Source organism: Niastella vici, from assembly GCF_002077945.1.
Lineage (GTDB): Bacteria > Bacteroidota > Bacteroidia > Chitinophagales > Chitinophagaceae > Niastella > Niastella vici.
The window spans coordinates 147,507-164,261 of sequence record NZ_LVYD01000046.1 but is presented as its reverse complement, the minus strand read 5'-3'; the positions used below and the strand labels follow the sequence as shown (position 1 = coordinate 164,261).

3 protein-coding genes are annotated in these 16,755 nt (G+C 43.8%); all 3 read right to left on the bottom strand.

Annotation, left to right across the window (positions count from 1 at the left end; all coding sequences use genetic code 11):
* Positions 1-4: 4 nt before the first annotated feature.
* The 3 genes from A3860_RS17160 to A3860_RS17150 are packed head-to-tail and all read right to left on the bottom strand — an operon-like array spanning position 5 to position 16,750.
* Positions 5-9,322 (bottom strand): LamG-like jellyroll fold domain-containing protein, encoded by a 9,318-nt coding sequence (locus A3860_RS17160; protein ID WP_158085281.1) that lies wholly within the window; start codon positions 9,320-9,322, stop codon positions 5-7.
* Positions 9,323-9,332: 10 nt separating this feature from the next.
* Positions 9,333-10,109 (bottom strand): hypothetical protein, encoded by a 777-nt coding sequence (locus tag A3860_RS17155; protein ID WP_081147959.1) that lies wholly within the window; start codon positions 10,107-10,109, stop codon positions 9,333-9,335.
* A 32-nt stretch (positions 10,110-10,141) separates the two neighbouring features.
* Positions 10,142-16,750, bottom strand: a complete 6,609-nt coding sequence (locus tag A3860_RS17150) for a DNRLRE domain-containing protein (RefSeq protein WP_081147958.1) — start codon at positions 16,748-16,750, stop codon at positions 10,142-10,144.
* Positions 16,751-16,755: the final 5 nt, after the last annotated feature.

Genomic DNA, 16,755 nt, shown 5'->3' with positions numbered 1-16,755 from the left:
TTTATTATTGAATTGTTATTATTCTAGATGCGTCATTAGAAAAGTTATCACTTAAGTGCTTCAACACTTCAGCACGTTCTTGTTCAGAAAAATGTCGAAGATCAATTAATATAAAATATGCGCCCTGCTTTTCACGTAAATGTCTTTTAATTTGGGCGTAAAATTTTTCCATTTTGAATTTTCCGACACCTGATAAGGGAACTCCAGTTTGATCAATTGTTTTTCCAGCAACATTAATTCCATTTATTTTTCCACTTTCAACTGCATAATCCCCAATTTCTCCTGGCTTCAGCTCTCGCAATTTAATATCGTAAGCCTCTTCCAACAAAGCTCCACTTTCAGCTTCAAATTCACTCAATTTTACCCCATCCCCACGAAGTGGATCAAGAAACTCTTTTATTCTTTTTACTCTCTCGCTCATTCGCAAGGTTTTAAGTATATCAGCAATCGTCCCCGCAGTTAATGGGGTTGCTTTTACCATAGCTAAATATGGCGAACCTTTTGAAGGAAAGACCGCAGCAACATCAAGTGCTGATATTCCTAAATCAAACAGTTTTTGCATGGCATTCCTTTCAGGAATAATTACAAACTGTCTATTTTCCTTCTTTATATCAAATAACTCCGAAAGCCTAACGTCTAAAGACCCATTGTCAGGTAAATTATAACCCTGGTTTTTCAGACCTCTGCGAATCAACCATCCTTCATCTTGGGGATAAGTTAAGGCAATAAGAACATTAGTCGCTCCATCAATGGCTCTATTAAAAAGATTGACTAACACCATTCCATCATCTTCCCTCCCAAAAAAAGGATCAGAGTCTTCTGCTCCGTCTAAATCTACCATCCTTAACGGCTTATTTCCTGAAAACTGGTAAGGCGTATACCACGGATAGTCCTTTGTAAGCGGGTCAACAGAAAGGAACTTACCAATACGAGGATCATATATCCTCATCCCATAATCCTGCTGATTACCATCTCCTTTTACCTCATTATCATTCTCCTTTCCATTAAATCCATACCGGTAGTTTCCACTATTAAAGATACGACCTGGCATTTGCATTCCAAAAGGATAGTAATCACTGGCTGTTAAGACATTGGCTTCATAATAGTCGATTGTACCGTTATTGCCAACGTCAATGCCTGTTTTACTATCACTAATAGTAGCCAGTATGTTCCCCAGGTGATTGTTTAATTCATATTCACGTTCACCAATATTGATTTGTCCATTACCAACACCAGGAGCCGTCCAGGCACTTGTTACGTCTATATTCGGATGCCACATGCCCAGTCGGCTGCTACCATACAAGTGTTGCTCGATCCACTTAAAATTACCAGGCGATCCATCAGTTGGCACATTCCGCGTATAAACGCCCAATACATTCCCCTGCTGATCCCGCACATAAAAAGTGTATTGTGTACTAACGCCAGGAGTTTCTACTGATTTAACAATCCGATTACCGACAGCATCGTATTTATATGATAACCTTTTATTAACAACGTTATTGGCAAGCAGCTCTACCTGTTTGATCTTTCTATACACCGTCCAGTATATTTTTCTCTCCGGATTCAGATCCGTTCCTTCCTGCTTCAGATTTCCAATATTGTCATATGCATAATAATCATCTGCTTGTCCATCTAAATCAGTTGCATAATTCGAGGCTGGCAAACCAGGATCTTCACTTACATTCCTTAATTTATTATTTACCAGGTTTCCACTATTATCTACATTATACTTATAAGTCAGGTTATCCATTTGATAGTTAACCGGAGCCACATTATTTACATTTCCATTTCTTTTATATGTAACAATATTTCCATTACCATCATAACTGATATCTTCCTGGTATGCTGGCAAAATGCTGTTGTTGTCCCATTTTGTACCTACTACCCCCGCCAGGTCATGCATACGCATCTGCTTTAACCTGTTCAATTGATCATAGCGGTAGCTGTACCCTTTCAATGCCCCATTGTCCAGCTTGTTAATAGCCAACGTGGCATTAGTAATATTGCTGTTAAACAATTCATTACCACTTATGGTATTGGGTTGTGGTGCTGGCTGGTACGTCATTCCAAAAGCAGCGGCCGAGTTGTTTATTGCTTGATAATCGCCGTTGAAATACCCCAGACTAAAGCTCATTACATCCCGTGCAACCCATTGAAATGCGGATGTGGGATCGCCATCCTGGCTCATATCCTTCGTGGCATCCAGTTGCTGGCTGTTAATGCCTTTCAACCAGCCTTGCAAGGTATAGGCATAATCCAATCCCTGTACTTTATTATTGCCTAACTCGGTTCTGGCCAGCAGTCCATGCAGGTAATATCGATACGTTGCTTCTGTATTCCAGGTCAATCCATCGCGGCTGGTACTGGCTTCAACTAAACGATTATCGGCATCATAGCGGTAACTATAATAGAACTGATCGCCTTTACCTTCCTGATACCTTAGTTTATTTACCTTACCACATACCAGGTCATAATTATAGTCGATCCTTTTAATACCCGTCACCGCATCAAAAGCTGATAATTGCTGATTTTCCTGATACAGCGTTTTTAAGTTTCCAATGAAATCATAAGAGTAGTAAGTAGCTGCAGTACGTGTAGAACCTATACTTCCGTCCCAAACAACACTGGCCGAAATCCGCTTACGTAAATTGGTCAGTAATCCGGGTGCATACGATGGCGCTTCATCATAAATGGTCTGGGTTATCTGGCTGTTCTGCCCACTTTGCATCCAGGTTTGTAAGGCAGCATTATCGCGCGCGGTTGTTTCATCCATAGATGAACCGGCATTCACTTTTTCACCTACTTCTACAATACGGTCAAATGCATCGTATTTTGTATAACTGTACCGGTTCGCAGATGCTCCAGGCGCCAACGGTTGCAGCTGCTCTGCATTTTGGGATACCGCGAGCTTGCCCAGCCTATCGTACCAGAATCGGGCGGTACCACCATCGGGTGATGTTTGTTTTATTACCTGGTTCAGGCTGTTGTATGCGTAGGTTGTGGGCATACCATGGAACGGAACAATAAAATTGTTCAACGCGTCCCTGTTCACCGTATTATAAATGTTACTGCCCGAGTTAACCCAGCTGTAACCCGAAGCAGGCAATGTTACATTGTTATGGTTACAGCTTACATCGGCAACAACAGTTCCGTTATCGGGGTCCATGGGCCAGTAACCCACCAAACCTGTTACCGATGACGGTGTAATTCCCTGCTGATAATTGGCGCTTATTTCCTGTGCTGTTCGCGCTACATTCCAGATGCGAACTTCGTCAATAACGCCCGGCATAAAGCCATACGTACCCCCACCGAAATTGTAACTCGGATAAACATACTGTTTGGTTGATGCAAGACCTGTTTTTACCAACTGGCCATTGATGTATAATGAAGGCGTGTTGTTGTTATATACTACCGCCACATGTTTCCCGGCGGTCATATCGCCCTGCCAAACCAGCAATGGCGGCATGTAACCGGTGGCCAATTCATACACACTTACACCATTGGTACCTACTGAAATACCCATTCCGGCACGTCCCGTTGCAGCAGCCCCACCATCGTCGGGATAGATCACATACTGCTGTCCGCTGGTGCCGGCCGTACCCGATTGGGATTGCGCATCAATTTCATGCGGCTGAGCTGGTTTTGCCCAAAACTCAACGGTAAAATTGTTGGTTATATTGGGAAGCGCTTTTGAGGCCTGGTTCAAATTGGCATTCACCAATAAGGCCCCCTGGTTAAACACATTAACTGTTTCTGAAACCGGGTTACACAATGAAGAAAGATTAAACCGCCCCCAGATCTGTAAAGGTGAATTTGTGCCTTTCAACGTTTCCGCAATTGAAAAACAAGGCTGGGCATAATTCTGGTATACTTCCGTTGCAGTCAACAACCGGCTGTATACTCTTATGTGCTTTAAAGGCTCTATCACTTCGGCCGGCAATGTATAACCAGCAATTATTGACCAATCAAATGGATACGGTGTGCCGGGTGCAGAAAGCAATGTAAGTTTAACGCCATTCAGGTACACATCCCAGGTATCGGCTGTAACATTGTTTGATTGAACAACTACATGCGACCATTTTTGAATAGTAATGGAGCTAATGTCTGCGACCATCTGGTTACTAAGGGTAACGGTTATATCTCCTGAAGTGCCAGGTTGCAGTGAATACAATTCAACCCACAACTTTTTATTGGCAATAGCCGCCTGGTACATGTACTTATTGTCGGGTGTTATAAACCTAACCTGGCCGCCATTTACCGCATCAATATTGCTCAGCCAAAGTTCGATAGCTTTTGCGCTGTTGCTTTGTAATACCGAGCTAACTGTGTTCAACGCAGCTGTCTTATCCGCCACTTTGGTAATACCATCATCCTCACAGGTAGAGATGCCTAACTTCCGCATGGTCTCAATCTGGTCGATCTGGCTTTCGGTTAAAAAGCGCACACCTTCAGGCGGGATGGTCTTTACCAGGTTACCGCTTTGGTCATAATAATACAGCGTGTAATGGTACTCATATTGCTCTCCTTCTATCGTAGCTGAGGCATCGGTGCCCAAACATTTGGAAATATACAGGTTCCTGAACCGCTGCCGCTCAAGAACAATGTACCGGTCATATTCCTGGCCGGCCTGTTCATATGCCGTCATGATACTATTTCCCTGGCAAATGAAATCGTTAACCGGAACAATAGGCGAAGCCGGCTTATTATACAATACCGCGGTGTTGTTTATTAAACATTTTTCAGTAAATGCTATATAATCACTGGAAGTAAGCGCATACCCTAATGCATGGTTGCAATAATTGGTAAACAGGACCCGGTATAATTTGCTGCTCTGATCAATGCCGGGATATTTCTGTAAAAAAGCTGTCTTCAACGCAGTAACCCTGCTACAACTTACAAAAGGATGATCAGGATTGGTGGGGGCAGGAGTCGACAGCGCCACAGGTAATAAAACCGGTTCATTCAAATACCGGCAACCGGCTGCGCACCTGGTTTCCAGGTCCTGTAATTGGGCACTGGTAAGCACCATGTCGTCATCCAGCTCAAGTTTCAGGTAATCATAAAAACTGCCTGAAGAACCGGCTGCAGTGTACCTGTTCTTAAGTGCTGTAAGATTGCTGCAAATGGTGCTGTTAATTTCGCCCGAGTTGAGATTAGTACCAATGGGATTTTTGTCGTATGGAAAAGGACCCGACAGCAGATCCTCGCTAAAACCTTTACTAATCAGCGACGAACTGATATAATAACTGAACACCTCGGCAAAACTGTGAAATCCTTTTGAGGTAGCGCCACCATTTGCCACCGTACTGGCAGCCCGAATGGTTTCGCGGGTATTTGCATATTGAATATTGGCCTGCGCTACCGCTTTCAGATCATCGGCCAAATTACTTATGGTGTTATCTGAGATACTGCTAAATATAGCTTCCTCATCACGCGCAGCCCTTAACTGCTCGGCCCATAAATTTCTCATGTCATCAAGGCCAACTACCGCATCAGCACGAACCTGATCAAGGACCTCAGCATCAGTAGGCGTAGGGGTCGGGGTTTCATTCAGGCAGTTCAAATAACTGGACAGATCAATGAAATCGTTGAATATGCGGTGCTTATCCTGGTACAATGCATAATTGGGGTCCTGCAAACATACCGATGAAGGCCTCACATTAGGCGGAGCAGGGCACGCTACTGTACTTAGCTGATACCTGGTGGATGTGATCTCCTCATCACTTACAGCATGATCGCCATTGTCATCATACCATTCATCAGTTTCATATAATAGTACTTCACTGGTACCTGCTGGCATAGTTACCGTAAACGAACCAGATTCTGTGGTTACAAAAAATTTCGTCTTCGTATAATTCACAGTAATATTCACATCTCTCGTTACATTGCCGTTGCTGTGGTATATGTGGAATGGGATCTGCCAAAGCCTGTGTCCGGTTTCAATCACGGGCGGCAATGCAGTTCCTTCTGACGAATAAAATTCATTCGCCGCAGGGCAGGCACTTACATTAGACCCATTTTGGGCACATGACAATAACATGCTGGTGTTACTGGCCGATAACAAGGCATCTTTTCCTATAAAACAATCGGTACAACCCGGGCTAACCTGGGCTTTTACCTGGTTAACATATTTGCTTTTTAACTGGAGATAATAATTCCTGTAAAACTCCCATTCAAGCGTAGTTGAACGGCAAGTGGCAGAGGGATTGCACGAGGTCCAGGAACTATACACCGCATTATAATCTGTTGGGTTGGTATTAGGCTTACAATACAGCATCCAGTCTATAAACTGAAGAATATTTTTACCCGGCACCGGAGTATTGTTGTTATCTTTTACAACAATACCAAGCACATCAGACAGGATGCCAAGCTCAGTGATCATACTTGTTTTGAGACCACTGCCGCGACCGCCATTAAAGAATGGATCAGCATTCACCAGGGCATAGATATTGGAACGGTTAAAATATCCCCTGCTTATGGCATCGTCGCCTGTGCTCAGCTCTCGGATCGTTCTGTCAAAATTGTAACTGCTTTCATTATTTTTATCGACGGGCGAATAACTTTGATCTTTACAGAACAGGTAACTACAATACTCGATATGTTTTTTTACAAACATATCGGCCCATTCCGGGTGATCTATATAAGCCCTGATAAAGTCAGACTCTGATAACTCACGGATAAGCACTGTATTTCCATTATCATCTACATAACTGAAATTATAGATCTCCGTATTACCGGGGTCATTCAGATTATAGAACCGTAATACATTTATTGACCTGTCGACATAACTATACACATTAACATCATTCTGTTCCACAACGCTATATAAAGCATATTGACCACCAGGCTTAACGTCCTGCTTCATTTGTATCAGGTAATCGTCGCAGGCCGACGTAACGTTGCATGAAATATTGGCACAATTAGTCTTTAAAGTATTCCAGGTATCGGTGATCCATTGTTGTACCGCAGGGGTTGCCAGAACACCACTGAATTTACTGGTTGCCAGCAGGTCGAGCACTTTCTGCCTGAATGCATCTGGTGTACTTCCCAGGGTTTTACAGGCTTCGCAGGTTGTATAACAGCCCGCCAGATCGATGGCATTCAACTTCTCTTCAAAAAATGCCTGCAACTTCTTAAGATCACTGTTATTGTTTATATAATAATCTGTCTGGTAGTTGATAGCATCCTGGCTCAACCGCAAAGTATAGGTAACCGTGTATACGCCCAGTTCGTCAACCACTACATTCAGGGTTCCCGGCGCAGGCGCCGCATTGGGATTGCAGGTAACATCGTTAATGGTAAATGGTGCAGTTGTTGCGCTGTTAACAAGGGTACCACAATCATTACGCACCTCTACCAATACATCATAATAACAATTACTGCAAAATTGTCCCAGCGAATGGGTGGTGACCAATGCAGCCGGGTTCACGGAATAATGTAAATCAAAAGTACCCTTTACTTCTGCAGTGAACGTAGAAGTAGCCGTCATCACCATTCCTGCTGCATTCCTGGTGAAGTTGGCTGGTGTGATCACTGTTTCGTTGATCCGGGCCCTTGGCTGACCAACCGCAGCAGATGGCAACGCATCTACCCCGTCAGGCCGACCGCCAGCCAGGGCAGTGGCAATAGTTTTTCCATTAGCATCTATATAGCTCACGCTTGCCTGGCCGTTAGGGTCCACTACCACATTCTTCAGGTAATGGGAACAGTCCCCTACTTCCATCCCGAAGATCCTGTACAGCTCCCTTTGCCCTGGCTTACTATAAAAATACCGCGTCTCACGTCCACTTCCGTTTCGCAAGGTATACCCTACCCCACTTTGCCTGCGGACGCGGCCAGTATTGTCGGGCATATATTGCGTGAGCGCATAGGGATATTGTTGTGCATCGGGCACATATTTCGTAAAATAAAAATCGGGGTCATTCAGGAAAGGATTTCCCGGAGAGTAATACTGTCCCGCACCGCTGCTGACGCTCAAAGGACCTACACTTGCCGTACAGGTATTGTTGAGTGTAATATCTGTATGGCTTAAAGCATTCCCGCTGCTATTCAAATTAAAATTCTGATAATAATTGAGGCTTTTACTATTAGTAGGCGCTGGCAGCACGTTTACAGCGGGTCGCCCCATTTGATCATAGATGGTTTCCAGCACCGTAGCAGTTTCCTGCCGGTCGGTAGCGGTGTTCGGCACTTTCGTTTGATCACTGTTGCTTAAAGTAACCGCCTGCCGTTGCCGTAAGGTAGCATCAAAATAGGTGATCACTTCCTTTCGCTTTCCTTCTTCTGCAAAAGCAGCCGAGTACTGGTAATTCATACCTGGTTCCTGGGCTGTTACCGGAGCACATAGCGCAAAGCCACTTCCATTATCATTATCCCAAATGCCGGTAAGCCTTAAATTGGTAACCGCCTGATAAGAAACCCCGCGTACCCGTACCAGCACATATCCATCGGGGTAGGGTAAATTAATGGTATAGGACGAAGATCTTATAGTAACCCTTGAATTATCATTTACCATCCATTGCAGGGCTTTATCTTTCGGCACCGTGCCGCCATTGGCGTAGGTACTTAGAATCGCCTGTCCGTTCGTGCTTAGCTTATCAATAAAGGCCCATTCTATATCATATTCCTCCGGATTACCAAAGTCTGCAGGATTCCACGAAACAACCAATTGATCACTATTAGTAGTGACTCCCGTAAAAAAGCCGGCAGCCATTAAAGTAAGTGCATTCCCGCCGAAACTTTGCATGTCGATGTTGGTGATGTCGGCCTGCAACGGGCCGGTAGCATTGGGGTTAAATGGATATTTCCGTTCAACCAGGATCTGGTTCTTTAGCCTGAAAACGGCAGGGATATCATTGCCCCACTCCTGCGAGGTTATTGAATTTACAACGACCACCACTTTAAAGGCGTTCTTAAACTTATAATGTGCATTTGCGGGGTAAAAGGCTCCTTTGGCCGTATCATATTTCACCACCAGGTTCACATTATTGATCTCATCGGGCACCGTTTGATCGCGGCTGGTGAAATACTTAACCGATACATTTAATGTACAGGTAAATGATTTGCTCTGATAATAGACCGATGTATCGAATCGCAGTTCGAAAGAAACGATATTATCAACTGACAGGTGTTGTATACTATTCCAGTCGTTGAGCGACAGATGCACGAATTTGTCATCTATTACCACGCAGGAGTCGCCCTGTTTTATTTTACCGGTCAATGTTTGTATATACGATTCACTGGCTGCCAGCAAAACGGTTGCGGGCAGGCAAAGCAGGAAAAACAAAACCAGTATTCTTCTGATAAAGTGCTGTACCGTCATAAAGAAAGGCTTACTGTTCAGGATTAGAAACATGCAGTTGATAGTCTTGATACCCTACTGCCGGTTCGATCTGATCTTTTTTTATGGTAATAATTTTACTGATCTCTTCGTCGATATTAATGGTAGCCGGCGGCATTTGCCGGTAATCGATATGGCTTATCCAAACCTTATTGGCAGCTGGTTGCTCTGTCATTGAGCCTTCTTTCCACCATTGTATGGTCGCACGCTTTACCTGATAGGTTACAGGATCATATGTTATATCAAATGACCTTATCTCCGGATTAAAATCGCTTTGGCAGGAAATTTCCCTTTCGTTGTCATTTTTTTGGGTAACCTTTCCCGTGATCCTGAAATCGGCCTGTTCATTAAACAACATATCGATCGTTGGCTCCATAAACCTTTTATTCCTTTTCTTCTCCCCTTTAACAGGCGAAACCACAACTACCTTGTTTACCGTATCGAGCTGTACCATCAAATTACCGTTGCAGAAAGTTTGCAGGTAACTGAACTGAGAATAGTATTTGTTCTGCCTCTTTATATACCGGCAGGTAGTGGTTTCCATTATTGCCGAAGGGGCTTCCCCATCATATAAATTGATGGCAGCTTCCAGGTTTAAACTGGTATCATTTTTAATGCGGTCATAGATACGCTGGTATTCCTCCTTTGCACCGGGCAACTCATTTACAACTTCAGCTTTATTGAACCAGCCGGTTAAAGAACCCGCTACCGATAGGCCTGAGACAGCCACTGCCAGTATTATAAAAATTATTGCTTTCTTTTTCTGCATACGATATAACAGTTATAAAACTTATTTATCTATTAGCGCTTCCTGAATGATTGCCTGTTCTCTTTTAATGTCATTACACCTCTTTCTGTTTCTTTCTTTACGCGAATGGGTGTACCCTCATCGTCATACTCATAAAAAGTGGCAAAATTGTTCTCATCCAACTGAGCCATTAAACGCATGTTACGATCATCGTACACAAATGAGTTCATATTGGCATCGTAAGGAAAAATGCGCACATCATCTATGTGAATGTTACCTAATGGAACCAATTGAAGATTAAAGGAAGTACCCGCCGTAAAGACACACTCTATCCGTTTCCATTCTTCTACTACCGGTACAACCTTAGTGCTTATCTGCTGATCAACACCATTTATTGAGACCGTTAAACCGTTGATCTTATTCTGAGCGGGGTTTCCATCGTGCACCCACATACTGAAAATGTATTGCTTGCCGGCTATTGGCGCAAAGCCTTTTGCCAGTTCATTGGTTGCCAGCGTAGGCTCACCATTGGGGCCATTAAATGCATAGGGTTTACCAGCTGGCGGCGCTGCATTGCCCGCCTGTTTTGTAATGCTTACGCTTCCGGCTGACAGCAACCAGCTATACCTTCCGCTATGCACAATGTCGGTAGCCAAACAATTACCGAATAAACACCAGTTGGTACCTGAATTAGCCAATCCCCAATCGAAATGACGTTTTTCCGGACAGGGTAGCACCAGATTCTGAAGCGTAAAATTGTAATCTTCAAATCCATCAAATGCGATTTCATTATGACGGGCATTAGTGGCAACAGCGATGGCTGCCGATTCGCGGTATCCATATAACGCCGTACTGTATCTGAAAGGATTGGTCACCACATCTATATTCCCCTGCCGGTCGCGGTTTATTGGAATAACACTTTCTATTTCATTTCCCTTACCGTCATAGTAAACCGATTTGGAAGCCCACACCCAACGTTCAGTAACCGGTGGGTTATCGACCTGAACATTGCTGTGCAAATTGCCTGCAGGCTGGAATTCCCAGAAAGGATTAAATGCCAGATAAGCGCCGGAAGTGCGGATGTTTGTTGAACCCGGAAGACTGCTGAGTCCGGTCTTTTGCTCGCGGTCAACCATATACACAAAACTTTGTTTTGGCCGCCAGTTACCTAAAACTCCTTTAACATAAGGATTCACAACCTGATCAATGGGATCAACGCATGCATCGAACTTGTAACATACCGTTAATTCCGGTAAAGGAAATCCGTGTTCTCCATTAAGCCCCCAAAAGTTAATAAAGCTATTACCACTTTCGCTGGCCAGGCTGAGCCTGATGCTGAATTCAGGTATATCCTTTGCCAAAAACCACTCCCTAAACATGGCAGTTAGATCAGCGTAAACAAAATCGTCGGAACTGATGGCTGGCAAAGACACCATATTGGTTGTGGCAACAGCCGGCTGGTTTTGCCAGGTTACCTGTCCAGCAGTACTACAGTCACGGATCTCCTTCACTCTTTCAAGCTTTGATGCATTGGAGCCATTCCAGGTAGACGGTTTAAGTTTTAGTTTAACAGATTGTATTTGGGCGCCGGCAGGAAGACTGCTCGTAGAAAAGCTTAAATAGCTCCGGCTTATTTCACTGCCTGCACCTGCCTTAAAATAATCACGGCAAGCTGGCGCCGACTGAGAACTCACTGTGTAATTACCATACACACCACCATAAGGTGTAAAAGCAGAGCAGTTTGATGTCAATTGATCGGGCACAGGCACACTCCACTCATTACTGTATAACACTGCTTTGGCATCCAGTATTTTATTGGCTACACTGAATTGCAGGGTCCTGCCCGAACCCGTTTCCACAATGGGGTTATTCATACAAACTATGCGGCCTACCTCCGCACTGGTTTGGTTCCTTCGGCCCGACCGTAGTACATAATATTTTCCATTGGTGGCAATAAACCTTCCATCCTCATCAATAAATCGTAATGAATTATCGGCTGTTGACCTGATGATCCACCCTTTTTGGTAAACCTCAGCTATCAGTTCGTCGCCTGGCACTAAATACGGCTCATACGCCTGGGGAATTTTACCATCTGATGCAGTAATAAAGGATGTAAATACTGCACCGATATTCTTATACGCAGCGCCCATTCCCTCATGTCCTTCGGCCCAATAAGCCGGATAGTTGAAGGCATAGGTATAATCATTGAATTCATTTTCGGTCCTTGTCAACAATACATTTCCTGTTTGCCCATCCCACAACAGATTTTCTGATGTAATGGAAGAACCGTTTTTCTCAGTGCGAACCTTTTTTACGATACCGTATTTTTGAATGACTTTGACAAATGAAATGGAATTGTATGCTTTTTTGGTAAGATTATAACTCAGGTTACCGGCTCCGTAAAAAACAGGCGCCGGAAAAGGTCCAATTGGCATGATCGTTGTGCCCGCATAGGCGCCCACACCTATACCAAAACTTTGATCGGTGCTTTCGCGCACATCCGTAGCTATATCCACATCCATTCCCAATAATGCGGGTTCTATTTTCCAGCCTTCATCGGGCTTTACAATATCTACGCTATTATTTAAATTCTTCCGTTGGGCGTTCTCATCATCCACATTATAAAAATATTCTACCGATGAGATCTTACTGCCGCCCATATCAAACATTTTAACCGATTTGGGCTTGCCATGCATATCATTCAGCTCAACTTTAAAGCCCTGCGAGGTAACCACTTTCTTGATATAGGTGGCGCTAAACAATTTTAACAACATACTATTTTCATACCACATCGAGTGCAGTGGCAGGTTATCAACCAGCGTGGGGAAATCCTTTGCAGTATAAAACTCATACTCAGTATACCCCGAGAACTTTTCCAATGCACCGCCCTGCGCATAGGTATCCCCAAAATTGGTAACTGTTACTTTACTGTATCCTACAACTGCTGATGGGAAATAGCTTTCACAAAAGGGCCGCTCAATAAAATGTACTTTATCGGGCGCCCAGTGCACCTTTTCCGAATAAGGTATAGGTTCATGGAAGGGGTTCTCTTCATTACCGATCTGTGGTTCGTAAGCCGCCACGCCCGAAGAAGTTCCATCTGTAAGATTATACTCATATAACTGGCCATATTTGGCTGTTTTACCGGTTTGATGCGACATCTCGTTCCAGGCGTCTTCAATGGTTATCTTTCTAACACGGGAGCCGCCACCCAATTTATTGTAAGAAGGATTGCAAAGCCTGATCATACTTTTCGACAGGTCAATAGTATTGGCAAAACTTTTTCGACTGGCCGATTTTTCAAAAGACACAAAGAACTCTTTCATATTAAGCACCGCCTGAACCAGTGACTTGATGGCCGCCTGTGAGAAGGAAGGCTCATCTGCATTGTCATAATGATCGTACGCAAATTGCGGCAGCTCTGTTTTCAACATTTGCCAGGCAGCTTTTGAAACCGGGCTATAACCGCTCAGTTTCTTAAGTGCAATAAATGCCAGCGTGCTATTGGTGCCAATCAGTTTGCAGTCATCAGGACTTATTTCTGCATATCCCTGCACATATTCCTTACGCCCCTGGTTATTGAGATCGGTAAATATTTTATAATAAATGTTATTAGGCATTAAGCCATCGGGCCCTTTCAAATACTTTTTCTTGAAATCATTATCGTCAACGGCCTTTTCTGGTAGTTCTACGGTAAAACCATCTGAGCCTACCATACCTGTGGATGCTGTAGAATTGTTACCAATACCTTTAATAAAGCACATTTGCATGGCCCTTCGGTCCTGCACATACCCATAATCATCGGCCTCATATTCTATATTAATGGTACTGCCGGTTGGCGTTATGATCTTATTGAGCTGCCACATAGAGGCAAAGAGCCCGTCTAATGTTCGCTCGTTATAAGCAATTCCCGTATTTGCATCATCGTTATCCTGGATGGCATATGGGAATTCTGAATTATTCAGCGCGCCGTTGCTGGTGGAATTACTGGTTAAATGATTATACCAGGTAGGTTTATAAGTGCCCCAGCGGTCGCTCTGGCGCATCGCGTACGAGTTATTTACTTCCGGCGCGTTCTGGCTTTGATCGTACGGATATGGGTTTGGCGCCGGCAATGTGTTCCCAAACTCATTAGCCACATTTCGCATGTCGTACGAAAATTCATAGGGATTGGTCTCTCCTCTGGTGTTATTGCCGAATGTAAAGTATACACGTTTTAAAGTAAGTTTCCCTTTTGATTGATTAACGTTGGCGGGGTCGTTCGGGTTGGTTAAAGTAACACCGTTCTTATCTACTGCAGCCCCGGTATTATTAGGAACGTTCGGATGAATTGAATAATCATATTCAAAATGAACAACTTTTATGGGAACGGCATTAGCGCCATCTTTTACCCAGGCGGCCTTTGAATATAATTTTATACGATCGAGTTTTTTGAGTTTAATATTGGGATTTTGTCCACCATTCTCGCCCAATACGCCCAATCCATCCTGCCGGTCAGAGGTTTCAAAAACGGCAATCATGGTTTTGCTTTCTACCGTATTCATATACCAAAGCTCTTTGGTTCCGCCCACATAGCTTCCTTTATCATCTTTAGGATCACTGATAAACCCTTCGTTGAAGTTGGCCGAATTGGCAGCATAAGGTGCACGCCATTGAAAGTTTTTGGTAGTACGGTTATAAGTGAATTTATAGGCCGTACCCAGGTCATCATCTGTAATGCCATTCCCCGTAAGATCTACATAATCGGGCGACAACACACCGGTAAGCAAATACGAAGTGGCATAAGGCGGAATGTACTCTCTTGAAAAAAGATTATCTCTTCCCTTATTATTTGCTTTTGTATTATCTCCTACATCATAAGTGATCAGGCCGGTTTTGCGGGCTTTGTCAAGGTCGTTGCCCAACTGCGGCTTCACTGAGAACGTTGCTTCATATTGCCCCCTGTTATATACCGGAATGCCATATACCATTCGTTTGCCTGCATCATCGGTAATGGTTATTTCGGAAATATGTTGTTCGCTTTTCTCTCCTCCGGGCACATATCTTTCTTCTCCATTAATAAATTTATCCAATCCATATCTTTCAGCCTGGTTGGCATTCAGATAGCTGATTGAAGCAGTACGCACCTCCCGCTTATTCTTTTTTAATTCTTTATTACCTATATTATCCCAACCGGGTTCGTGGCTAAGAAATTCAGTCCAGGTCATTGCATACGGTCCTCGATGAACGTTATCATTGGCTGCAACCTGAACCGTTTTATCCTTTCTCACTAAATTATAATAATCCTCATCTACTCTTGTCAATTCTCCTGTTTGCTTAAAATGCACGGGTTCTACATCTGGTTTGGCTACCTCATCGAACTTCGGTTCGCCATTATAATTTAAAAAGGAATTGTGATAAGCCCATTTCCCCGTGTTAGCCTCGCCTTCCAGGTAATTAACCCGCCCCCCGATCTTTACCAGATTGCCGCCGCCAACGGTTAAACCCACTGAAGTATTATTGGTGGAATTATTAAACGCCTTATCAAAAACCATATAGTTCCCATTGAAATAGGGTCTGAATTGCAGCGAACCAGCCTGACCGGTGGCAGTAAAAATGTCCTGTGTCGCCACCGGAATAGGTATACTCGGCGTTCCGGGAATATACACGCCTTCTTTTTCGCGATTAAAATCGATTAAGGCATTCGTGTTCTGCCGGCCTTTGAGATAATTCATATAACCAAATGCCGGCGCATATGTGGTCTTCTCTAAAATATGTTCTCTATATGTATAGCCCTGGCCACCGATGCCCACATAAGCGCCAAAGAGGGTTGCCCCAATGTCAAAACTGAATGTAAACCCATGGCTCCTGGTGTTGGTGAAAAAGGATGGCGTCCAGGTTTGACCGAAATACTTAACAGCAGACTGTTCAAAGTAATTAAAGTCGGTTCCTGCCTCTGCCCGGGTAGAGAAAGAGCTGCCCAATGAGATCTGCTTTAATCCTGACCTCGTATTATAGGTCAACGATCCATTGAGTGAAACTGTATGCTCTTCTCTCTGCTTATCATCCATGATCGCTAACGACAAAGAAGGAGTAAAGGTTGCACCTTCGCGGTTGTCAGAAGTAAAGTCAAGACCCAGGTTAAACGGGCCTGTTATCTGTTTACCCAGCATGTTACCTAAGCTTAAGCCTACTTCGGCACCCACCCCGTAATAGTTATCTTTATAAATGCCGACTTTAATACTGGGGCTGCCTATTTCCCAGCCGAATAAAGAAGGCTTCAGGATTATATTCCCGCCAATTTTTCTAAATTCTTTCCTGGAATAGTCTTTTCTAATTTTTTCACCTTTAAAATCATCCGGTAATCCTCGCACGGTTCTGTTGATGGCGCCGGGATTTAAAGACCACCCAAAGCCAACCCAGCTGGCCTCATCTTCCATACCTTCGCCAGAACCATACGATAAATTTAGCGGGTACCCGCCCACGTCAACCAAAGGAATATTATACTTGAAATTACCGGTAAACAGATCCACCATCTCGCTGTCTCCCGCCGGTTTGAACTTTTGCATTTCCGGTTGTGTAGGTCCCGATGTTAATGCATACGCCATTCCCGGGAAAAAGGTTTCAATTCCAAAAATGATCAGGAAGAACCAGGCCGTACATTTTTTAGTTCTGTTACGCATTTCTT